Here is a 22,706-nt window from a genome sequence, read left to right on the forward strand (position 1 = left end):
CTCTGAATGAGCCGTGTTCCTACGTATCTGCTTGCCACCGTCGCGATCCTCTGCAGCACAGCGCCCGCCGCGGCCGCCACTGCGCAAGTGCGGCGCTTTGATATTCCAGCGCAGCCCGCAAGCTCAGGTATTCCCCTGTTCGCACGTCAGGCCGGAATTGAAATCGCCGTTTCCAGTGCGCTGGTCGACGGCGTATCAGTCAACCGGGTTCAAGGTACGATGGACGCAGCGACGGGACTGCGCACATTGCTGCTAGGAACCGACCTCGAACCGGTCATCACAGGCTCGAGCGTCGTTTTGCGCCGTCGATCCGTCCAGGACCGCAAAGGCGTTGCAAATACCCCTGACGCCACGCCCGTCGGCACCGACGCTTCCCAATCGCTAGACCCGTCGACGACCGATGACGCAGCGCAAGATATTGTCGTCACGGGTATCCGCAGCTCGCTCCAGGCTGCCGCCGCCATCAAGCGCAATTCCGATCAGATCGTCGACGCGATCGTCGCGCAGGATATCGGCAAATTCCCCGATCCCACCGTCGCTTCGGCGCTACAGCGCATTCCCGGCGTGCAGGTGTCGGTCGGCGACAATAACGAGATTGTAAACCCGCTGATCCGCGGTCTTGCCGACATCGAGACGACGCTCAATGGCCGCGAAGTGTTCACCGGCGAAGGACGCGGCTTCTCGTTCCAGGATATACCCGCCGAGGCGCTCGCCGGTGCACAGGTCTACAAGAACAACAGCGCTAATATGATCGAGGGCGGCGTCGCCGGTTCGATCAACTTGGACCTACACCGCCCGTTCGATTTCAAGGGGTTCACCTTGGCGGGCGGCATCAAGAATACGCTGTCGACAAATCTCAACAAGTCATATCCGTCGGCCAGCCTGCTGGTGGCGGATCATTTTAATACTGGAATTGGCGAGATAGGGTTTCTGGTCAGTGGCTCCTACGCCAAGTCGGATTTTGATCGCCCGATCGCTTATGCCGGAGCGTTGCGTTCGGGCAATGCGGGACCAGCCGGCGCGGCTGGCGCACTGATCCCTAACACCGTGGGCGGCGTGGAGCAGTTCGGCACCTATTCGCGTCCGCAGCTGAACGGTTCCGTGCAGTGGCAGGCCTCACCCGACCTGCAGGTCTATGCCGACATGCTTTGGGCCGGCTACCGTAACAGATCGTCAACCTCATATTTTGCTAACAGCGCCTACGCTGCCTCACAAATCACCAATCTGCAGGTCGGGAGCGATTGCGGTAATTATCTTGTCAACAGCTCGGGTTACCACGGTTCGACGACTGATCCCAAGTCCACCGTGCAGAACCTGTGTAAAGCAACCTCCTATACTGCGCTAAACACCACCGCCTTCAGCAGCGACCAGGCACATCAGCAACGCACGGACGACTATATCTACGGTGGCGGTGTGAAATACGACCACGGCCGCTTCCACGCAAATCTCGATGTTTCGGGCGAGCAATCGACCTATATCTCGAAGACGTTCATCATCGACATCGGCAAGCGAGTGCCAGTGCTCAATGCAGATTTAAACGATAATGAGGGCGTAAGCTTCAATACTCCGGGCAATCCGTTCAGCGATTCCACCGGCTTTTTCTTCACCGATGGCCTGAGTGAGGATCGCCTCAAGTCCACCGGAAGGCTGTTTTCGACCAAGCTCGACACGCGCTACGAAGTCGGCGGCATTTTGAAGGAAATCCAGATCGGCGCCCGCTTTGCGCGGCGCATCGGCCAGTATCAGGAAGTCGTCGTCAACCCCACCGCCCCGGGTGGGCCGCTGGTCACGCCGGTCGACGGCCAAGGGCTTCCCGCCAATTTCCTTCAGGCGGTCCCGGGCGTGCCACGGATCAATGGCGGCACCCCTTGGCTGCAACCCGGCATCGATATGCTGCTCGATCCTACGGTTGAAAACCAACTGCTCCAGCTGTTCGGTGTCGCGCAAGGCGACCAGCCGTATGACCCCAAGCGCAGCTTCCGCGCCAAGGAAGAGACCTATTCAGGCTATGCGCAGGGCAAGTACGCGGTGGAGTTCGGCGGCCCCGTGAAGCTCGACGGCCTGTTCGGGATTCGCATCACCCGCACCGATCGGGACATTTCCGGTACCGGCGCGGTGGTGAACCCTGACGGCACGACCACGCTCGTCCCGGTCGCACGGAGCACCAGCGACACCGATTTTCTGCCCAATTTCAGTGCGCGATTGGAGTTCGGCGGTGGCCTGCAGCTGCGCGCCAGCTATGCGAAGACGCTCTCGCGCCCGGATTTCGCGTCGCTCAATCCTGGCCTGAATTATGCGGTATCGACTAACCCGAATGTTGAGGCAGCCGGATCCCAGGGCAATCCCGATCTGAAGCCGCAGAAGGCGAACGAATATGACGCCACAGCCGAATATTATTTCGGAAAGTCGAATTACGTTTCGGTCGGCATCTATCTAAAGGACATCACCAACCGCGTGATCACCGCGGCGAGCACCGAAACCATCGGCGGCTTCACCTATCAGATTTCGCGGCCGCGCAACCTCGGTTCGGCGACCCTGAAGGGTGTCGAGGCGGCCAGCCAATATTTCTTCGATTTCCTGCCTGGGCCGTTCTCCGGCATCGGCGCCTTCGCCAATTTCACGCTCGCCGACTCCGAGGTGACGACCAAGACCGATCCGCTTTACGGCCGGCCGCTGCTTGGCGTGTCCAAGTACAACTACAACGTCGGCTTTATCTATGAAAAATACGGTGCATCGTTCCGCATGGCCTATAATTACCGTTCGACCTACTTCGACGGTGATAACACCACGACGACGAGTATCCGCCCGGTCGATGCGGGTGAGTTCCTCAACGGCGTGCGAGCGGCGGGCCGGCTGGATTTCAGCCTCAACTATGACGTGTCGCCCAACTTCACGCTAACGGTCGACGGTACGAACATCACCCGGACGCCATATCGCAGCTTCTATGCTGATTCGGATAGTGTGCACGACTATCGGTTCGACGACACGACCTATTCGATCGGTGCACGTTTCCGCTTCTAATACCTTGATCGCGCGGGTCGCAGTCCCGGCCCGCGCACGCTTTGGGAGTGGATCGATGAAAACCCTGGTTCTGGCCTTGGCCGCGAGCGCCACAGCGCTGCTGGCGCAGACCGCGCATGCCGCCGATGCGAAGCGATCGACCTTCGGCACACTGCCCGACGGGCGTGACGTTCCTGCAGTGACCCTCACCAATCGCCATGGCGTCTCGGCGACGATCATCGCCTATGGCGCCTCGCTGCAATCTTTGCTGCTACCTGATCGCGCCGGTACCCGCGCCGATGTCGTGCTCGGCTATGCCGATCTCGCGCACTATCTCTCCAAGCCGCAGTATTTCGGCGCCACCGTTGGGCGCTTCGCCAATCGCCTCGCGCGCGGTCGCTTCGACCTTGAAGGCAAGCACTATCAGACACCAGTTAATGACGGCGCCAATGCGCTGCACGGTGGCACCGTCGGCTTCGACAAGGTGTTGTGGCAAGTCGCCGAGGTCAAAAACGGCCCGACGGCCTCGCTCCGGTTGCACTATACCAGCCGCGATGGCGAGATGGGGTATCCCGGCACGCTGAGCGTCGATGCAATCTATTCGCTCGACGAACAGGATCAGCTCACGATCGAGTATCGCGCTACCACCGACCGGGCGACGATCGTCAACATCACCAACCACAGCTATTGGAACCTGCCGGGCGAAGGCTCAAGCAATGGCGCGATGAGCACGCGCATCACGATTCCGGCCGAAAGTTATTTGCCGACCGATGCCGGTGCGATCCCGACTGGGGAGCGCAAGCTCGTTGCCGGCACCGCTTTCGATTTCCGCTCGGCCCGTGCAATCGGCGAGCGCGTCCGTGACGCGCGCGACCAGCAGATCGTGTTCGCGCGCGGTTATGACCATAATTGGATCGTCGGTCGCAGCGTGACGCCCGAGCAGCATCTGATGGCCAAGGCGAGCGATCCGAGCTCGGGCCGCGGCTTCGAACTGTGGTCGAACCAGCCGGGACTGCAATTCTATTCGGGCAATTTTCTCGACGGCACGAGTTCGGGCAAAGCCGGCAAAGTGTATCGCGAGGGTGATGCGTTCGTGGTGGAGCCGCAGATCTTCCCTGACACGCCCAACCAGCCGGCGTTCGGCTCGGCGCGGTTATCGCCGGGTCAGACCTATCGCAACATAATGACTTATCGCCTGACTACCGGTCAAACGCGCTAAAGACAGAGTTAGGAACTTCTATGATCCGTCGCATGATGTTGCTCGCTGCCACGAGCCTTGCCGTCCTCGCTCAGCCCGCCCAGGCGCGCGAGCAGTGGACTAAGGCCGAGGCCAATCGCTGGGGCAGCGCGCAGCCATGGCAGGTGGGGTCTAATTACACCCCTGCCACCGCGATCAACCAATTAGAGATGTGGCAGGCCGACAGCTTCGATCCCCTCACGATCGACAAGGAGCTCGGCTGGGCCGAGCGCCTCCACATGACGACGATGCGGGTGTTCCTGCACAACATGCTGTGGGAGCAGGACGCTGCCGGCTTCAAGCAGCGCATCAACGCTTTCCTTACGATCGCCGCCAAGCACCACATTAAGCCGGTGTTCGTACTGTTCGACAGCTGCTGGGACCCCGATCCCAAGCTCGGCCCGCAGCGTCCACCTATCCCGGGCGTCCACAATTCCGGCTGGGTACAGAGCCCCGGCGCAACACGGCTGGCCGATCCGAGCCAATATCCCAAGCTCGAAGCCTATGTGAAGGACATCGTTGGCAGCTTCGCGAAGGACGATCGCATCCTCGCTTGGGATGTGTGGAACGAGCCCAACAATCCTGGCGACGGTCTTTATCCCGAGACGCCCGGCAAAACCAAGCTCGTCGCTGGCCTGCTCGACCAAGTGTTCACGTGGGCGGAACAGCAGGATCCGACCCAGCCGCTGACCAGCGGCGTGTGGATCGGCGATCATTGGGATCAGGCCACGACGCTCGACCCGGTCGAGCGCACCCAGCTATCTCGCTCCGACATTATGACCTTCCACGATTACAGCTGGCCTGAAACCTTCGTGAAGCGTGCGCGCCAGATGCTGAGCTTCGGGCGACCGGTGATCTGCACTGAATTCATGGCCCGCGGCGCTGGCTCGACCTTCGACGGCAGCCTGCCGATTGGCAAGAAACTCGGGATCGGCATGATCAACTGGGGGTTCGTCGACGGCAGGACCCAGACCCGGCTGCCATGGGACAGCTGGAAGAAGCCGTACGTTTATGAAGAGCCAACGGTGTGGTTCCACGAAGTGCTGCGTGCCGACGGCACGCCCTATCGCAAGGCAGAGACCGACCTGATCAAGCGCCTCGCCACGGCACCAAAAGGCGTGGTGCCGCCTGCCCCGCTGCCATAACGCGCCCGTTTAGGGCGGCTCGCGTTTACTCGGGCTCATCGAGTGCTACGCCCAATCCTACCGGAGCGGGAATGCGGGGCGCTCCGTCCCGCCCCCAAGTCAAACGCTGAATCCGCGGCGAGCGCTGCGGCCCGCATCGCATCCCCGCCGCCGGATTGGCGTGATAAACAATCCACGTTTCGCCCTTTGGCGTGGTGAAGAAGCCATTGTGCCCCGGTGCGAATACTTGCGCCTTGGCCGAACTGGCCAGCACAGGCTTCGGGCGTTTGGTCCACACCGCAGGATCGAGCGGGTCGCTCCCTGACGCGGCATGCAGCATGCCCAGCGCGTAGCCGTCCGACCAACACGCGCTGCCGGAGTACGTCAGAAACAGGTCGCCCTTGGGACCGCCGAGGAACTCGGGCCCCTCAAGGATCTGGCGCCCGCCTTGGCGTTCCCACGGCTGGTCGGGCCGGGCGATGATCGTTTCCGGGCCACTCAACGTCACCGGATCGCGCATTGCAACGATCGCAATGTCGCTGTCCGCGCCGACATAGGGCGAATATACGAAATAGCGCTTGCCACCGTAAGCGAAGGTCGTGCCGTCGATCCCGGGCCGCGCGGTCGCTAGCCGGCCCCGATCGATCCAGTCGCCCGTCGTCGGGTCGGTCGCGGCGTTCTCCAGCACGAAGATGCCGCGGTGCGCGTCGTCGTCATGCCCGGTCTCGGCGGCGGTGTAATAGATGTACCAGCGGCCATTGATATGGTGCAGTTCGGGCGCCCAGATCGAAACGCCGTTGGCGGCCGGTTGCGACGGACGCCACACCACCCGGTGCTCGGCGTGCGCGAGGTCGGTGACGTCGCGTGTCTTCCAAATCTCCAGGCCGCGGCCGGTTGTATGCATATGATAATACACGTCGCCATCACGAACGATCCATGGGTCCGCGCCCGATGGCAGCAGTGGATTGTGGAAACGACCGGCCAAGCGCGCCGGCAAGCTTTGCCCGGTCCCGAGCACCGTCGATGCCAGCAGCAGTACGATGATAGTTCTGGCGTTCACTTGTTTTCTCCGCTGTTACGGCAACAGTGCGCCCCCACACCTCGGAACCTTCGCTATAGCTGCTTCATCGCCAACAGAATAACGCCAAGTCTTCTACCATCGCGAAGCGAAATCGGTTTTGATGAGAAACGCCATTATGGTGGATATCGCAGACGGATAGTTAGCTCGATTCGCCTCAAACGCAGTCGACTTCCCTCTGTTACTGTCGCCAAGAGGAATCGTGTTATTCAAAAGTGGAGTTCGGCAAAGTGAATCTAGCTAAGATTGTCGATGTGCTCGAACAACGCGCACGCTGCCCCCCTCAGGTCGCCGTACTTCGTTCAACCCTATATCCTCGACCGAGCCAGCACCGAATACATAGTTCCGCAGAATTGCTCTTTTTGCGTCAATTTCAACGATTTTCTCCGAGCAGGAGCAGAAACATCTGAGAGCTCCGCCGGGCTGTTTCTTTCCAATCCCCGACAGCCATTCATCGAATAGCGACGATTGCAAAGCCCCGCCGAACCATCTGTGGTTTTCACGCGGCTACAGGAACGGCCTGTGCGTCCCAGCACGGCGCAGGCCGCCTCAAAAGAGATCGAGTTTCGAGAATAGCTGGTCATTATCGAAACCCGCCGCCTTTCCGAAAACCGACGAAGGAGAAGTCTGATCCTTTGAGCGTTGTGATGGCATACACAGGGATAGATTCCGATGCCCGCAGCCATGCATGAAGTCATGGATCGCATGGATGCGATCATCTTAGAAGCGAAGGCGATGATCGCCACAGGAAGCGCGACATCCCTTGAGCCACTCCGCCCGCTGAGGCTCCGAATGGCAGGGGCGATCACATCTTTTCAATTTTCGCTCGACGAACAGATGAAGGTCATGGCCAGTCAGCACAATTCCAAGCTAAGCACATTGCGTTCGGCCGCTGATGCATGGAATCAGATTGCAACTGAGTTTCGCGCTTTCACTTCACTTGCTCAATCTTCGAATGCTCCGACTTGGGAGGAATATACGCGGCAGGCCAACCATTTCATGCGGCGGATCGCAGATCAAATACACTCAATAAAAGTTATATTGTCGGGCTGACCTTGCGTCATTGATAACTTAAAGCACCTCGCAAACGATCGGCCAGCCACTGAGAACGCGGGCGACTTTTAAAAAGTCAGTCAAATTATAGATATATCGGCTCGGGCGATCGTTGCAACGGATTAGTCTTAGCTCAGCAGACTTCGAAAATTTATGTGTAGCTTAGGAAGGCTACCTTCAAGCTGCCTCCGTCACCATATTCCGTCCGCGATGCTTTGAGCGATAGAGTGCCGCGTCGACATCGTCGAACAACTCAGCCGGTATCTTGGGTCCGCGAAAGACGGATAGTCCGATCGACGCCGTCACTACGTTATGCGGCGTGTTCTTTTCATGAGGAACTCTCATGTTCTCTACGTCCGCGCGCAGCGCCTCAAAAAATGAAACTGCACCGGGCGCATCGCGGCTCTTGTAGGCCATCAAGAACTCTTCGCCACCAATGCGGAAGACCATATCATCCAATTTCGCGCTGCGGCGACGTAGCAGGTTGCCGATTTGACGCAGTACAATGTCGCCAGCGGCGTGGCCGTAGGAGTCGTTGTAGGCTTTGAAATTATCGATATCGATCAGGCCCACCGATCGAACCAGCCCATCATCGGCAGCCTCTACGAACTCCGGGAAGCGCATCGAATATGCTCGCCGATTGGGAATGCCGCACAGTGCATCAATATGGGCATAGCGGGCTTCGGTGACGTCACTGAAAATCCACAGTCTAGCAGCGAACGTGCCGTTTTCATCGAACGGAACGCTCCGACGCGACAGCACGCGTCCGTCTTTCAGGTGGACTTCATCCTGCGATGTCTCCAGCGTTGGATTGATCCGCTCGACTTCACCGATAAATGCAGTCGGGTCTACCACCTGCTCGCGAACATAATCGAGCAAGGCTATATCGTCACCATTAGCAACCATGGTCGCGGGGATCCCCCAGTGCTTCAGGAAGGCACTGTTACAGTAGACCATCTTTCGATGCGAGTCGGTCATCAATACACCGTCAGGCAGCACGTCGAGCGCCTGCTCAAAAATCGAGTGGCGTAATAGTTTCTGGTCGGAGCCGACTGCAAGGGGAGAAAAGAATGAAATGGCTGCGGACCTTATGACGTTACGCCGAATATATACTACCGATGCTAAGGAGTTCTGAAAACAGCTTGATTTCGCCGATACGTATAGAGCGCAAGCAATGGCTTGGCGTCAGGTTGCTCGACCACCGCATAAGGCGGATCTCCACACCGCTCGTATCAATCAGGCAACGCAGCTGGCCGGATGGCCCCGTGCCTGGACCCATGATGCGAACATTTCGGCCGAAATTGGCCGGGAGAAGAAATATCCTTGGGCTTCGTCACAGCCGATCGCCAGCAGCGGCTGCAATGTCTCCAGGGTTTCCACGCCCTCCGCAACAACCTGAAACCCCAAATCGTGGGACAGCGTGACCATCGCTCGTACGAGTGCATATCCGTGCGTGTCGTGTTCTAGATCACGAATGAACGATTGATCGATCTTCACGACATGGGCCGGTACCTGGTGGAGATAGGACAGGCTGCTATAGCCGGTACCAAAATCGTCGATCGCCAGCCGCACTCCAGCTGTTTTAAGCGCCATCAGCTGGTCGCGGGCTTTGCCTGAACGATCCATGATCGCACTCTCGGTCAGCTCCAGTTCGATGCAGGCAGGCGGCAACCGGTGCTTGAGCAGCAGCAACTGGACACGGCTGGCTAGATCGTCCTCACGTAGGTTGGCAGCCGACACGTTAATCGAAAGCGTAATTTGAAGGCCCTGCTTACGCCAGATCGCCTGCTGGCGCATTGCTCGGTCGAGCACCCACGATGTCGCTTCGCGAATTAGCGCCGTTTCCTCGACCAGCGGGATGAATTCGCCTGGCGAAATCTCCCCCAGTTCGGGATGATCCCAACGTAGCAGTGCTTCTGCGCCGCAGCAGTGACCGGAGGGCAACGAAACCCGTGGCTGATAGACCAGACGAAGCTCGCCCTCACGACGCAATGCTCCGCCAAAGTCAGCCAGCAAGCCGAAACGTCGACGATACAAGGCATCGCTAGCTGGCGAGTAGGTGCTGAGGATGCGTTCGTTCGCCCGCGAATCCTGTGCTGCGCTGTAACCGGTGCGCAACGCGTCTTGCGGGCTTGTCTTGCCCAATACGATCGGAGCGACACCAAGCGCCGGTGTCGTCGTGAAGCCGATCGTCTCATCGCCGCTGATCGATGAAACGTCGGCGGCGATGCGCTCCAGCATGGCTTCGCTCACGTCCTCGTCGGCTAAAAAGGCCAGCTGCGTGGCGGCCACATGATAGGCCTGGCATGATGACGGCAGCGCCCGCACGAGCATTCGCACTGCACCCCTGACGATCTCGTCGTAATGCGCAGGCCCCATCACGCGACCGACGCTGTCGAGCTCACCGTTCTGCGCGAGGTCGATGATAACCGCACGCCGGCTCTCGCCCGGTTGATCACGTGCCAGATCGTCGAGATCCTCGATAAACTGATTGCGGTTCGGTAACCCGCTTAGCGGGTCGACCCGACCGTAGGCATGCTGAAGCTCGATCTGCGCCATGACCATCGCCGCCAGATCGCGCAGTGCCGACATCTCCTTGTCGGATGCGCTACGCGGGGTCTCGCCCACCACGCATAGTGCCCCCAGACAATATCCCTCACGCGTGACCAACGGCGCCCCGGCATAGAAGCGGGCTCCGGTGCCGGCCAGCGTACTCTCGGCATAGCGCGGGTTGGCGAGCAAGTCCGGGACCAGCAACAGATCGCCGCTTTCCGTCACTTCATTACACGGCGCATCGTGACGCGGCATCTCGGTATCGGTCACCCCCAAGCGGGACATGAACCACTGCCGATCACTGTCGGTGAGCGAGATCGCGGACGCTTCCAACGAAAAGATCTGTCCGGCCATTCGCGTGATGCGATCGAAGCTTTCGCTCGTCTGCGATTCGATCAAGCCCAGCTGGCGCAAGGCAGTAATACGTTCAAATTCCGATTCGGCGGCCATCAATTCAGTGCTCCCCAGATACCAAGTAGCCGATGATCCTTACCTATTCGTACTTCACACAGGTTGGTGAGCCTTGCCGCAGCGCGTTTGTTCGTGGAGTCGACCGCCATCGGTGCAAGACAAGCGAAAATCGGCCGACAAGGCTTCTCGATTGGGAGGGGGCTTTCAAGAACGGCTAAGGTGAAAGCCGCGCGTCTACGTCGGTCCGAAGCTACGCTTCGTTCAGAAAACCCATGACGAGCCGGACGATCGCTTCCTCCAGCTCGATCGTACCCAGCAAAGAAAGAGATCGCAGGGTTGTGGCGCGCAGCACCTCCACGATGGCCGTGGTCAGGACGAACCGGCCGGCGTCGGACAGCCGCCGAATGTGCGCTTCGCCAGCTCCACGCCATACAGCGATAATGGCGTCGGCGACATGCTCCGTAGGCTCGGGCAAGCCGCGTTCCAGCGCGAAGGCGACAAGCGAGCGGATCAGACGAGGATCGACATGGCGATGCCGGGCGAAAGCATCGTGCATCAGGCGGACGATTGCTTGGACCGTCTTTTCCCATGGCTCGCCTGCTCGCGCTTCCAGCAGCGCGTCAATCTCCCGTCGCATCGTCTCGCGCTGGCGCTCGATCAGCGCGACGACGATCGCCTCCCGGTTGTCGAAATACTGGTAGAGTGTGCCGATCGAGTAGCCGGCGTGCTGCGCGAGCAGATTGGTGGTCAGGCCTTTGCCCCCGTCGTCGTCCAGAATCTGAGCGGTAGCCTCCAGAATGGTGTCGACGGTCTGCCGGGACCGATCCTGTCGCGGTTTCTTTCTTTCGGGATCAACGCCTTGCTTCACTGTCGCCCTTGCTTGCGGCTGCGTTCCGGATCGCGAGTATGAGCCCCGGCGGCTTTCGATACAATGGATGCTCCTGATGTTCGAACGCCCCTCGTTCCGACGCAGCCACCCCATCGCATAGAGACGCTGATGATCCGCCTGAGCTCTTTCCGCCTCCGCGAACGCCTTCGTAACTCGCCATTCCGCCTCGGCGTCATCGGCTGCGCGCTGACTCTCTTGTTCGGTGCGAGCAACGCCCTCGCGCAGGGACGCGGTGGCGAGGACCCGTACCATGCCAAGATCGCGACCGCCGGCTACGCGCGCCGGGTGGCCGTGGTGAACGGCGTCCGGCTGAGCTATTGGGAGGGACCGGACAACGGCCCCCCGCTGGTGCTGCTGCACGCCCAGTTCCTTGACTGGTACTCCTACAGCAGGGTGCTGCCGGCACTAGCCGTCAAATACCATGTCTACGACATCGACTATCCGGGACACGGCGAGACGCGCACGCCCGCAGGCTATCCAATGACGGCTGACCGCATCGGCGCCGATCTCGGCGACTTCATCGGGCGTGTGATCGGCAAGCCGGTGTTCCTGACCGGCAATTCGTCGGGTGGGCTGCTGGCGACCTGGCTGGCGGCCAACAGGCCCGGCCTGGTCCGGAAGGCGCTCTTGGAGGACCCGCCGCTCTTCGCGTCCGAATATCCGGCCATCAAGCAGACTATCGCCTACAAATCATTCGCTACCAGCTACAGTGCGACGACGAAAGACCATCCCGCCGACTTCCTCTCCTACTGGATCGACCACAGCCGCGAGTTCTTCCGCAACCGCGCCGGTCCTGGGGTCGCTTTCTTCCTGACCCGCGCGGTAAGCATGTACCAGCGCAACCATCCCGGTCAGCCGGTCGAGCTGCCGATGCTGGCAGACCGCAACCTCACGATGTTCATGCTTGTCCGTGGGCTCAGCCAGTATGATCCCCGCTTCGGCGCGGCCTTCTACGACGGGAGCTGGAACCGGGGGTTCGACCATGCCGCCGCGCTGGCGAAAATTCGATGCCCGATCCTTCTCATGCAGGCGAACTGGTCGATCAACGACCACGGGCTCCTCAACGGCGCCATGACCCGGGAGCAGGCGGACAGGGCCATGTCGCTGCTCAAGCACGGCACCTACCTGAAGGTAGACGCCGACCACGTCGTCAACGTCGACAAGCCCGACCTCTGGCTGAAGGTGGTGCAGGGCTTCTTCGTCGATTGAAGCCCGTCTCTGGCGATGCGCCGTACAGCTCTTGCCGGCGGATGACCCGGACTGACAGGCTTCGGCTTTCCTAGTTAGGATGGTGTTTTCGGAAGTAGGGAAGCCGCCTTTGCGGGCTGATCAGCCAGGAACGTCGAGCGACACTTCGAGGTGATCGACGATCGCCCGGACTTTCGCCGATGGCCTTGGGCCTGCCGGAAAGACAGCATAGACCTCCGCCGGATCGAGCCGGTAAGGTTCGAGCAGCTGCGTAAGTTGGCCAGTGCGCAGTTCCTCTCCTGCCATGACGCGGGTCGCCAGCGCGATGCCCAGCCCCGCTACCGCAGCCGCCAGTACCCCCGGCGCTGAATTGATCCAGAGCTTCGCGGGGACATCGACGGAGGTGACAGACTGGTTGTGCGTGAAGCGCCAGCTCTCGCGACCAAACAGGCCATGCTGAACAATACAATCGTGCCGGGCGAGTTCGGCCGGATTGGCAGGCGCGCCATGTGCCGAGAGATAGGCCGGTGCCGCGACCACCAGTCGCTCGACCAGCGCCAGTCTGCGCGCGCCGAAGGTGGAGTCATCCAGCGGTCCGACGCCCAGGCGAATGGCAACATCGACGCCGTCCGTGATTAGGTTCTGACGTGCGTCGCTCATGATCATCTCGACCCGAAGATCCGGATGCCGGGCCAGGAACGTCGCCATCGCCGGGATCACCGCGCGCGTGCCATAAAGCACCGGCATCGCAAGGCGGATCACGCCGTGCAGCGAGTCCACCCCCCGGGCTGCCTGTTCGGCCTCCTCCATCTCTGTGAGCAGGTATCTCGCACGCTCCAGATAGAGGGTGCCGGCTTCCGTCAGCGAGATGCTGCGGGTGGTGCGCAGCAGCAGCGTCGTGCCCAGTCGCGCTTCCAAGGTACCGACGATCCGCGACACCGAGGGTTGCGAGAGCTTCAGCTCGCGCGCGGCACGCGTAAGGCTGCCACTCTCCGCCACGCGGACAAAGACCGCCATTTCCTGCCAGCGATCACTCATTCGATATCCGGATATATGCTGTTCGCATCGGGTGGATACTCCAGCTTTCCTGGATGCCCTAATTCCGGCTCACGGCGGCTCCGCCGCGATACGGAGAATGGCGATGAAACTTCAGGAGAAGCTCGACGCGATGCGCGAAGATTTCGAGAACGGACGCTTTCCGCTCGTTCCGACCCGCGAGCAGCTCGATACGATGAGCCAGGCGACCCAGTCGCTGATCGACAGCAAGCAGGCCGATCACGCCCTGAAGGCCGGCGATACGGCCCCCGATTTCACGCTTCAGGATGCGGACGGCAACAGCATAAGTTCGCACGCGCTGTTCGCGCAGGGGCCGCTGATCGCGACCTTCTATCGCGGCGTCTGGTGCCCCTATTGCAACTATGATCTCCAGGCGCTGGAGGAAGTCCGGCCGGAGATCGAGGCACGCGGCGCGAGCCTTGTTGCGATCTCGCCCCAAACGCCCGCGAACAGCCGCAAGTCGCAGCGCGACAACAAGCTCGGTTTCCCGATCCTCAGCGATGCTGGCACTGCCCTCGCCGCTGAATTCGGGCTGCGCTTCGCGCTGCCGGATGACCTGATCCAGGTCTACCGGCAGTTCGGCAACGACCTGCCGAAGATCAACGACGATCCGGCCTGGGTGCTGCCGATGCCCGCGCGCTACGTGATCGGGACGGATGGCGTGATCGCCTATGCCGAGGTCAATCCCGATTACACCCGGCGTCCCGATCCGTCCGAGCTGTTGCCGGTGCTCGACCGCCTGCGCGCCGGCACCCCAGCCTGATCCATAGTCCGAACAGCCCAGCTCCGTCGTGCGATCACACAAGGCTGGCCGGCAAACCCCATACAAAGGACCACTTTCCAATGTCGATCAAGATTTATGGCGACCCCGGTTCGGGCAGCCTGCGCCGCGTCACATCCGCAGCAGCGATCATGGGTGTCGCCATCGAGCGCGTGAACATCGACCTTTTCAAGGGCGAGAGCCATACCCCCGACTTCCTGGCGCTGAACCCCCATGGGCTATCGCCGGTGATGGTGGACGGCGACGTCGTTCTCTACGAGGCGTCGGCGATCAATCTCTATCTCGCGGAGAAGGCGGGCGGCAAGCTGCTCGGAGCCTCGACGCGGGAGCGGTACGAGGTGCTGCAATGGATGTTCTGGTCGGGCGAGCAGTGGCGCATATTCGCGACGCTCACGTTCGATGAACGGATCGGCAAGCGCTTCATGGGCCAGCCCGAAGATAAAAGCATCGTCGAGCTGGCGTTCGCCAAGCTTCGGGCGGGTGGCGCAGTGCTCGACGCGCATCTGGCGGATCGGCGCTTCGTCGTCGGCGACCATCTGACGCTGGCCGACATCGACATCGCGGCACCCTTTTCGCAGTCGGCACGCACCAAGCTCCCATTTTCGGAGTTCCCGCACCTTGTCGCGTGGCAGCAGCGGATGCTCGACACCGTGCCGGCCTGGGCGGAGACGAAGCAGGAGGTAGACAAGCGGATCGACGGCGCGCTGACCGGCGCTGGGATAGAATTGTGAGCGCGGGACGGTCGACGATGGATCACGAACTCTTCTGGATGAGCGGCAGCCCCTATGCGTGGCGGGTGCAGTTGGCGCTCGAATATAAAGGCGTGCCGTATGCTTCTCACCGCATGGACTCGGGCAGCCAAGAGAACCGCTCGCCGGCATTCCTAGAGCTTAATCCGCGCGGCAAGGTGCCGGTGCTGAAGACCGGCGGGGCGGCGCTCTACGAGTCCGTGGCCATCATCGCCTTCCTGGATCGTGCCCATCCCGACGTACCGCTGTTCGGTGAAACGGCGCAGGAGCACGGGCGCATCTGGCAGCGTGTGAGCGAGTTTGAGAACTACACACGCGATCTGTTCGATGTTGAGATCGTCCGCCCGCTTTTGCGCGGCTATGCGAAGGACGATCCCGAGGCGATGCGCGTCTCGGCTGCTCGCGTGTATGATGCGCTTGGCTGGATGGAGCAGACCCTGTCGATCACGCCTTATCTGGCGGGTGACGACATCACCGCAGCGGACATCGTCGCACTTCCGAACATCCAGATGCTGCGACGGGTCGCGGTGCGGCCGGAAGCCATCGCGATGGCCCTCGGCCTCGAAGACCTCAGCGTACGTCTGCCGGCATTGGGCGCGTGGCTGGCGCGGGTCGAGACAATGCGGGGCTATGACGCTGCTTATCCACCGCACTGGTAGGGTTGATCGGGAAGCAGGCTGCGTGCGCAGATTGGGCCCTACCGCCCTGAAAGCTGCACGTTCAACAACCAAAAGGTGCAGTTAGCACTGGACCATTGAAAGGGTCGATCATGGGTAAGTTGCAGAACAAGGTCGCGATCGTCACCGGCGGAAGCAGTGGGATCGGTCGTGCCATCGCGAAGCGGTTCGCGGCCGAGGGCGCGTTCGTTTACATTGTCGGACGCCGCGAGGCGGACCTGGCGGATACCGTTGCGGAGATCGGCCCAAGCGCCGCGGCGATCAAAGCCGACATCACGAACCTGGCAGACCTCGATGCTGTTTACACCCGGATCGCTGCCGATGGTCGCACCCTGGATATTGTCGTCTCGAATGCGGGCATGCAGGAGATCAAACCTCTCGCCGATGCCGACGCGGCCCATTTCGACCGCACGTTCGGCCTCAACACACGCGCTGCCTTCTTTACGGTACAGAAAGCGCTGCCGATCCTGAACGACGGTGGTTCGATCATCATGGTGTCGTCCTCGCTTCGCAATAAAGCTCTCCCGGGCATGAGCGTCTACAATGCTTCCAAAGCGGCGGTGCGCTCATTGGTAAAGACCTTTGCGGTCGAACTGATGCCGCGCGACATCAGGGTCAACACGCTCAGCCCGGGGCCGGTCGATACGCCGATCATCGAGACAGTCGCCAAGACACCGGAGGAAGCCACGGCCTTCCGTGAATATGCTGCCGGCGTCGTCCCGATGAAGCGACTGGGCCGACCCGACGAGGTTGCCGCCGGCGCGTTGTTCCTGGCCTCCGATGAGAGCAGTTTCTCAACGGGCTCGGAGCTGCAGGTCGACGGCGGCCACGCCGAACTGTAATTTGGGCACGATGCTACTGCCTTTCCCCCGAGATAACCCGGAGGTTCCCTCGGATCGAGAAGTGGGGCGCATCAGCGCGCTGATCGCGAACGGCGAAAGTGGCGGATCGTCGGATACGATTGGACCCGCAAACATTGGACAGCGAACGTAGGGACATCAGGTGAAAGCAGCGATCACGATCCGGGCCGAACGGCCCGATGACGAGCCCACGATCTCGGACGTGGTGCGCCGCGCCTACGCCAATGTTGTATATAGCGATCACAGCGAGCATCTTATGATCGACCGGCTGCGCCGGACTGACGCCTTTAGTCCCGCGGTGTCGCTTCTGGCCGAGACGGGCAGCGAGGTGGTCGGCCATATTCTGCTGACAAAGGCGCATATTGTCGGCGCGCACGCATCCGTGCCAACGCTGGCGCTTGCTCCATTGTCGGTTGTGCCCGAGCATCAGGCGTCCGGAGTGGGCAAGCAGTTGGTACGAGCTGCCCATCAGCGGGCGTCCGGCCTCGGCTTCAAGAGCATCCTGCTGGTCGGCATCCCCACATACTACCGGCAATTCGGTTACGAGCCATTGAGCGATTATCCGATCACGCTGCCGTTCGACGCGCCGGACGATAACTGCATGATCCTTCCGCTGACGCCCCACGCTCTTGATGGCGTCGCCGGGGTCGTGAAATATGCAGCGGGGTGGCTTGATCACTGAACGATCGGGACTGTCGAAAAAGGCTGCGCGTACCTGCCGTCCTTCTCACCACGGAGGGTGCGTCGGGAAGACGGCCGGTGGTTGCCGGGCTACCGGTCATTCGCGGCAAACTGTCATTCCCGCTTTTCCTAGAAATTGTTCCCAAAACCACTTTCTCACTGCTCGCATTCTGCGATAAAGTTATGAAAGAGCCTTGCCAGCTCATCAGCTATGCACGGGTATCCACCCGGATTAGGACTTGGCGTTGCAGATGAACGCCTTCAGCGCGGCAGCGCGCGAGCTTCCCACCGGGTCATAGCTAGAGCCTTTTGCAGCGTTACCTGAACAAGGATTCGTTGAACGCGATCGCGCTTCAAGAGCGGACGCTTCGTTTCCCAACCGGACCGTTTGATTTGAAGTTTGAGGTAAATGCGTCTGATCTGCAGTGTGGTTTCATGCTTTCCATGAATGCCATTTCTTAAGGAAGAGATACGCTTCTGTGATCTTCTCGTAACTTGGGCCATTAAGGTATGTTACAGACCTCGTATTGACATTCGTCCAATAAAATGGTTTAATAGTGTCGCAACCGTAGTTGCACATTCATGTTAGCGCTGGAGATGTTCATGCCTCACCCTGCTCGGGTGCTGGCTCGTAGTGACCTGCAGCTAATACTGCGCAAGGTAGCAACGCACCGGCATCCAGATCGTGACCGTGTTATTGTACTACTGAGCTTCAAGGCCGGCCTTAGAGCTTGCGAGATCGCTGGGCTTCAGTGGTCGATGGTGCTTAGACCCAACGGGACAGTTTCCGACCAGGTCTTTATAGCCTCAACTATAGCAAAATACGGCCGGGCTAGGCGGATCCCTCTTCACTCCGAACTGGCCGCTGCACTCGACACCCTACGTCTCGCCACAGGACGCCCTCGTGACGGGCCAATTGTACGATCCGAGCGTGGCTGCCACATGAATCCTCACAGCGTAGTCAACTGGTTTGCCCGACTCTACGCGACGCTGCACCTCGATGGTTGCTCATCACATTCGGGGCGCCGCACCTTCATAACAAGCTCCGCGCGCGTCCTCGCCAAAACTGGCGGTTCGTTGCGCGATATTCAGGAGCTAGCCGGTCATCGGCAGCTCGTCACTACAGAGCGCTACATCGAAGGCAGTCGCGAGGCACAGCGGCGCCTCATTCGCCTGCTGTAGCACAGCACCACCTTTACCATCATCCTCTAAGCCAAAGGAAGTCTGCATGATTGCGGGGTCGAACACGCACGCCTTACGCTCCTCAGAGCATACCCGGCGCGTCGCTGCATTGAACGACGCGTTTCGTCGTAATCCGTCGCGCGGGCAAATGATGGCTACCGTCGGGGTAGTTGCCCTGGGGAGTGGCGCTTTACCTGCCGTTCTCCAGCTGGTTCGCGAATATTCCGACTTCACCGCCAACAACGATCCTTACGGCGAGCACGACTTAGGCACCATGACATGGAATGGAGCGAAGCTGTTCTGGAAAATCGACTATTACGACGTCGATCTGCGGTTTGCCTCTCCCGATCCCACGGACCCGCTAGTCACGGTGCGCATGCTGACGATCATGCTGTCAGAGGAATGGTGAGAATGGCTCAGTGGCTAGCGCAACCCAACCCAAGAGGTTGCATAGACGGACAGGGCCGGACGCAGGTACCATTTCAACAGGGACAGCTTGACGGCCTTTGCTCGATCTATTCAGCGATCAACGCCGTTTCGCTGCTGCTCGGCAGAAATCGCATGTCCCAGAGAAAAGCCGACCGCCTTTTTCGCGCTGGGCTAGCCACCGCAATGGAGTGCATGCCGCCAGAGGAGTTGGTCGCTTCAGGAATCCCGCCCGCGATTTGGCTGCCGATTGTTCGGCGTATCTGTCGTGAAGCAACGCGAGGATCGCCGGTTGCAATCACATCGTCCCGCCCCACGCAGCGAGTCCACGAGGGCAACTTTGGCCAGGTAAGGAGCATCGTCGAGGCCGCATTAAATCGCGGTGCCGTGGTTCTGATATGGCTTGATGGTCACCACGACCACTACACCGTGGTGCGTGGTCATACCCGTTCGCGCTTTCTGCTGCACGATAGCGCGGGCTTGCAGTGGCTGAATAAGAAGCACTGCGGGCTGGCACCGGGCAACCAACGCCACCGCATCGACAGCTATTGGGTCATAGCGCTTGAGCGATTGTGGGTTGGCTACCCACGTTCGAATGCGCCGGGGGACGATCAAGCCGACTGGGGACAAAATCACTAAAATGTCACCAGTAGGACTGGCAACCGCCAGGTGAGCCGATGTGACCTTGCGACATCGTACCAAGCCAACTACCGTTTTCGTTGCGCTGCGTGAAAGCCGCAGCGTGGGGCGTGGAAACCCCAATCAGCCAACTCGGTCGCGATTTTATCGGGGCCGGGTGGCATGCGCGCATGTCCAGCCGGCTTGCCGGTAAAGGCGTATGCGCCTGTTCGCTGATCAGGTTTCCAACATCCGGCTTCGGCCGCCGCCCTGAGTGGACATATGGGTGGCGCGACAAGCCTGAGGCGAGCGCTGCCCTAGAGGGGGAAATCATGCGCTTCATCGTCGATCTTTTTAGAAACATATTACTGGCGTTATGTGCGCTAGTTGTCATTGCTGTTGCCTTAATGGTGTTCGCGGCCGTTGATCACTCAGACCTCTTTGGCACGCAACTGACCGCAACTATTGTGATGATTGCGCTGTCAGCGCTGACCTTGCTGGTCCTCAACATCGGTGGTGTTGCCATCCTTATCTCGATCCACGATCGTCATGTCGAGGTGTCCGATAACACCGCCGCCATGGCGGTTGCCCTGACGTCGATTGCACACGCAAGGCATAATCAGGAGACTGCAGCATGAACGGCAACAGCAAGCACACGCTTTATGGCCTTCTATTCATCGCCCTGTGCCTTGTAACCGCGGGCATATTGTATTGGGTTATTCGGCCGTCGGCTACGACCACGCAGCCGGTGCTTGAGCAGACGAAGGTCAGCGACATGAACGTGGGAAACGATGCCGTCGTCGCCAGCAGGGGCGACGACGCTCCGATAGACGCAGGCCGATCTAATGCTGATCGGGAGACGATCAGCACGCCCAGCGAGCCCAGCACTCCTCAGCTCGGAAGCTGCAGCTCCGATGGATGCAGCTGGTCCAAGCAGGTAAGCCGCAGCGTCGTTCAAGCCGACCGTCGTGGCCAGCTAAACAAGCTGAACCTGGTGGGGGGCAGCTCCACCGATGAGAAAGGCCGCATAACCTGGAATAGTCGACCACACGAGGTCTACGTCTTTTGCTCGACTGCGTTGCCTGCAGTGATGATCAGTGATGCAGGCAAATGGCAAGTCGACGTGCTCGACTTTATTGATGGTGTACCCGGAATACTGGAGAGTTCTCAATCCCTGTACGCGCAGACTTGCCATCCCGGAGAACAAGCATTCCCAAGGGACGCCGAAGCACTTGGGTATACTAGCATACCCGATGAAGATGAGGATGTCATAGTATCTCACCCTGCTGACATTTTCGACCGCGCAAACACACGAAGCTAGCTGGGCAGGGTGAAGCGGCGGTCACGTGTTTCTCACGTGACCGCCCATCCGAGACTTAGAGAAAGGTGAAACGAGTAGAGTCAGGAGGTGGCGCGGTGTCGTGCGGCTCGCCTGTGGGGCTTACCAGACGATCCGTTTCCACCCCCTGCTCATCGAACCGGACATGCGGATCTCCCTGCATCCGGCTCTCGGACAACGCATCACGCCTTCGCTCACGGCGCGCCCCGACCAAGCTGGGTAAGCCGGACGAGCCCATACTGCTCGTAGAGGTGCTGGGGCAGATAAGCTCCCGCCCTCTTGCCGGCTTTCCCATGCTTGCGCCGAAGCCACCGACGCAGCCGCACTACTGTGTAGCTGTCGAGCGCGCGGTACGCCTTGCTCGTGGTGCCAACCGAAAAGTAGTTGGCCCATCCGCGCAGCGCCCGGTTGATCTTGGCCACCAGCAGTGTGGCATCCTGCCATGTCGTCCTTCGCTCGGTGAGCGTGTGGATAGTGTCCACCGCCCGTTTGATGCTCTTCTTCGACGGCCGATGGCCCATATAGGCTCGCCCCGTCTTCGCCGAGTACATCCGCCCGAAGGTGTACCCCAGAAAGTCGAACGTCTCGTCCGGCACCTTGCAGATGCGGGTCTTTTCCTCGTTTACCGTCAGCTTCAGCTTGCCCATCAACCTGCGCATATGATCGAGCGCGGCTTCCGCGTTGCCCTTCTGGCACAGGATGACGAGGTCGTCGGCATATGTGACGAGCCGAGCGCCGAGGCGTTGCCCAAGGCCGAGCTTCCGCCATCCCAGCACGAACCGGCGCATGTATAGGTTCGCCAGCAATGGTGAGATGGGTGAACCCTGCGGAATGCCGCGTCGCTGATCCCTGGCCACCGTCGTTCGTGTCTTCCGGCCCTTGTCGTCGGTCTCCTCGACAGCACAGTCCAGCCACAGCCTGATCAGGTGCAGCACGCACGGATCGACGATCCGGCGCGCCACGGACTTCATCAGTTCGGGATGAGGAATGCTGCCGAAGTAGTCGGCGAGGTCGGCGTCCACGACATCGGGACGGCCATGAAACAGCTGGTCTTCCACATCGGTCACGGCCTGCTGGGCATTGCGCCCAGCACGATAGGCATAGATCTCTGGTGGAAGGTCGGCTTCGAAGATCGGCTCCAGCACCAGCATCGCTGCTGTCATGCAGACCCGATCCCGCACGGTAGAGATGCCCAGCGGCCTGAGTTTGCCGTTGGCTTTCGGTATATGGACCCGTCTGATCGGTTCCGGTCGGTACGTCTCCTCTCTGATGGCAAGCGCCAGTTCTGCCAGCCACCGCTCGGTACCGTACGCCTCGACATCCGCGAAGTCCTGACCATCCACACCCGGTGCGCCCTTGTTGGAGCGGCACTTGGCATAGGCATGAGCCAGAATGTCATCGCGGCTGATCTTGTCGTACAGTGCGTAGAACCGGTAGCCGGGTTCCGCCTTCGCTTTCGCGTGTAACGCCATCTGCAGTTTCTGGACGCTCTTTGGGGTTGATAGGTTTCCCAATCCCCTGTCCCTTCCCACGTTTTGCGTTCGCCTTGAACTGAGGCCCCTTCCCTCCACCGGCATTACCCGGCTTCCCCGGTACTACGGGCCTCTCCGCCACCCCACCACGCCCGTCCCATCCCTCGCGGGCGTCCGGTTGCTCATCGCTGAGCACGTAATGGGGCTTCCCGTGTTGCGTGCGCTTTCCTTGTGTACATGCTGCCGCCATTACCCCGGTGCAGCAGACGGGCTCCAACGTCGCTCAAACTCGCCCGCCTGTATCAGCCTTCCCCGAAATGGGTGTCGGGTCG

General features: G+C 60.3%; 21 protein-coding genes. 15 read left to right on the plus strand and 6 right to left on the minus strand.

Annotated elements, in window-relative coordinates:
• Positions 1 to 6: 6 nt before the first annotated feature.
• Genes OXR60_RS13795 through OXR60_RS13805 form a run of 3 tightly spaced genes read left to right on the plus strand, consistent with a single transcriptional unit; the run spans position 7 to position 5,382 of the window.
• The gene (locus OXR60_RS13795; RefSeq protein WP_267396498.1) at positions 7 to 3,021 is read left to right on the plus strand and encodes a TonB-dependent receptor; all 3,015 of its coding nucleotides are present in this window, start codon (positions 7 to 9) and stop codon (positions 3,019 to 3,021) included.
• 55 nt (positions 3,022 to 3,076) lie between these two features.
• A complete protein-coding gene (locus OXR60_RS13800; RefSeq protein ID WP_267396499.1) occupies positions 3,077 to 4,219 on the plus strand; it encodes an aldose epimerase family protein in 1,143 nt (380 codons plus the stop codon).
• Positions 4,220 to 4,239: 20 nt separating this feature from the next.
• On the plus strand, positions 4,240 to 5,382 hold the full coding sequence (locus OXR60_RS13805) for a 1,4-beta-xylanase (RefSeq protein ID WP_267396500.1): 1,143 nt from the start codon (positions 4,240 to 4,242) through the stop codon (positions 5,380 to 5,382).
• 25 nt (positions 5,383 to 5,407) lie between these two features.
• Here the strand turns inward: OXR60_RS13805 and OXR60_RS13810 are convergent, their stop codons facing one another.
• A complete protein-coding gene (locus tag OXR60_RS13810; RefSeq protein ID WP_346015437.1) occupies positions 5,408 to 6,421 on the minus strand; it encodes a glycoside hydrolase family 43 protein in 1,014 nt (337 codons plus the stop codon).
• 690 nt (positions 6,422 to 7,111) lie between these two features.
• Between OXR60_RS13810 and OXR60_RS13815 the strand changes: the two genes are divergently transcribed.
• Positions 7,112 to 7,492 (plus strand): hypothetical protein, encoded by a 381-nt coding sequence (locus tag OXR60_RS13815; RefSeq protein ID WP_267396501.1) that lies wholly within the window; start codon positions 7,112 to 7,114, stop codon positions 7,490 to 7,492.
• Between the two features lie 177 nt (positions 7,493 to 7,669).
• On the opposite strand, the gene OXR60_RS20025 is transcribed toward OXR60_RS13815, so the two are convergent.
• The 3 genes from OXR60_RS20025 to OXR60_RS13830 form a co-directional block, all read right to left on the minus strand.
• On the minus strand, positions 7,670 to 8,668 hold the full coding sequence (locus OXR60_RS20025) for a diguanylate cyclase (protein WP_346732029.1): 999 nt from the start codon (positions 8,666 to 8,668) through the stop codon (positions 7,670 to 7,672).
• 60 nt (positions 8,669 to 8,728) lie between these two features.
• The gene (locus OXR60_RS13825; protein ID WP_267396502.1) at positions 8,729 to 10,495 is read right to left on the minus strand and encodes a sensor domain-containing phosphodiesterase; all 1,767 of its coding nucleotides are present in this window, start codon (positions 10,493 to 10,495) and stop codon (positions 8,729 to 8,731) included.
• Positions 10,496 to 10,706: 211 nt separating this feature from the next.
• A complete protein-coding gene (locus tag OXR60_RS13830) occupies positions 10,707 to 11,324 on the minus strand; it encodes a TetR/AcrR family transcriptional regulator (protein ID WP_267396503.1) in 618 nt (205 codons plus the stop codon).
• A 129-nt stretch (positions 11,325 to 11,453) separates the two neighbouring features.
• On the opposite strand from OXR60_RS13830, the gene OXR60_RS13835 reads away from it, so the two are divergent.
• Positions 11,454 to 12,554 carry an alpha/beta hydrolase gene (locus tag OXR60_RS13835; RefSeq protein ID WP_267396504.1) on the plus strand — a complete coding sequence of 367 codons (1,101 nt, stop codon included), beginning with the start codon at positions 11,454 to 11,456 and terminating at the stop codon, positions 12,552 to 12,554.
• Positions 12,555 to 12,674: 120 nt separating this feature from the next.
• On the opposite strand, the gene OXR60_RS13840 is transcribed toward OXR60_RS13835, so the two are convergent.
• Positions 12,675 to 13,571 (minus strand): LysR family transcriptional regulator, encoded by an 897-nt coding sequence (locus tag OXR60_RS13840; protein WP_267396506.1) that lies wholly within the window; start codon positions 13,569 to 13,571, stop codon positions 12,675 to 12,677.
• A gap of 103 nt (positions 13,572 to 13,674) precedes the next feature.
• Between OXR60_RS13840 and OXR60_RS13845 the strand changes: the two genes are divergently transcribed.
• The 10 genes from OXR60_RS13845 (at position 13,675) to OXR60_RS13890 (ending at position 20,884) form a co-directional block, all read left to right on the plus strand.
• Positions 13,675 to 14,352, plus strand: a complete 678-nt coding sequence (locus OXR60_RS13845; RefSeq protein WP_267396507.1) for a peroxiredoxin-like family protein — start codon at positions 13,675 to 13,677, stop codon at positions 14,350 to 14,352.
• 80 nt (positions 14,353 to 14,432) lie between these two features.
• Positions 14,433 to 15,101 (plus strand): glutathione S-transferase family protein, encoded by a 669-nt coding sequence (locus OXR60_RS13850; RefSeq protein WP_267396508.1) that lies wholly within the window; start codon positions 14,433 to 14,435, stop codon positions 15,099 to 15,101.
• Positions 15,102 to 15,118: 17 nt separating this feature from the next.
• Positions 15,119 to 15,778, plus strand: coding sequence for a glutathione S-transferase family protein (locus OXR60_RS13855; protein ID WP_267396509.1), 660 nt, complete (start codon positions 15,119 to 15,121; stop codon positions 15,776 to 15,778).
• A gap of 110 nt (positions 15,779 to 15,888) precedes the next feature.
• Positions 15,889 to 16,638 (plus strand): glucose 1-dehydrogenase, encoded by a 750-nt coding sequence (locus tag OXR60_RS13860; RefSeq protein WP_267396510.1) that lies wholly within the window; start codon positions 15,889 to 15,891, stop codon positions 16,636 to 16,638.
• A 160-nt stretch (positions 16,639 to 16,798) separates the two neighbouring features.
• Complete coding sequence (locus tag OXR60_RS13865; RefSeq protein WP_267396511.1) at positions 16,799 to 17,338, plus strand: N-acetyltransferase; 540 nt, start codon at positions 16,799 to 16,801, stop codon at positions 17,336 to 17,338.
• 602 nt (positions 17,339 to 17,940) lie between these two features.
• The gene (locus OXR60_RS13870) at positions 17,941 to 18,519 is read left to right on the plus strand and encodes a site-specific integrase (protein ID WP_267396512.1); all 579 of its coding nucleotides are present in this window, start codon (positions 17,941 to 17,943) and stop codon (positions 18,517 to 18,519) included.
• 46 nt (positions 18,520 to 18,565) lie between these two features.
• On the plus strand, positions 18,566 to 18,928 hold the full coding sequence (locus OXR60_RS13875) for a DUF3768 domain-containing protein (RefSeq protein ID WP_267396513.1): 363 nt from the start codon (positions 18,566 to 18,568) through the stop codon (positions 18,926 to 18,928).
• 2 nt (positions 18,929 to 18,930) lie between these two features.
• Complete coding sequence (locus OXR60_RS13880) at positions 18,931 to 19,584, plus strand: hypothetical protein (protein WP_267396514.1); 654 nt, start codon at positions 18,931 to 18,933, stop codon at positions 19,582 to 19,584.
• A 110-nt stretch (positions 19,585 to 19,694) separates the two neighbouring features.
• Positions 19,695 to 20,201, plus strand: coding sequence for a hypothetical protein (locus OXR60_RS13885; protein ID WP_267396515.1), 507 nt, complete (start codon positions 19,695 to 19,697; stop codon positions 20,199 to 20,201).
• Positions 20,198 to 20,884, plus strand: a complete 687-nt coding sequence (locus OXR60_RS13890) for a hypothetical protein (protein WP_267396516.1) — start codon at positions 20,198 to 20,200, stop codon at positions 20,882 to 20,884. The genes OXR60_RS13885 and OXR60_RS13890 overlap by 4 nt, the downstream gene beginning before the upstream one ends.
• A 212-nt stretch (positions 20,885 to 21,096) precedes the next feature.
• On the opposite strand, the gene ltrA is transcribed toward OXR60_RS13890, so the two are convergent.
• Entirely contained in the window at positions 21,097 to 22,374 is a 1,278-nt protein-coding gene (ltrA, locus tag OXR60_RS13895; RefSeq protein WP_267396517.1) for a group II intron reverse transcriptase/maturase, read from the minus strand.
• Positions 22,375 to 22,706: the final 332 nt, after the last annotated feature.

The organism is Sphingomonas sp. GC_Shp_5 (genome assembly GCF_026540855.1).
Lineage (GTDB): Bacteria > Pseudomonadota > Alphaproteobacteria > Sphingomonadales > Sphingomonadaceae > Sphingomonas.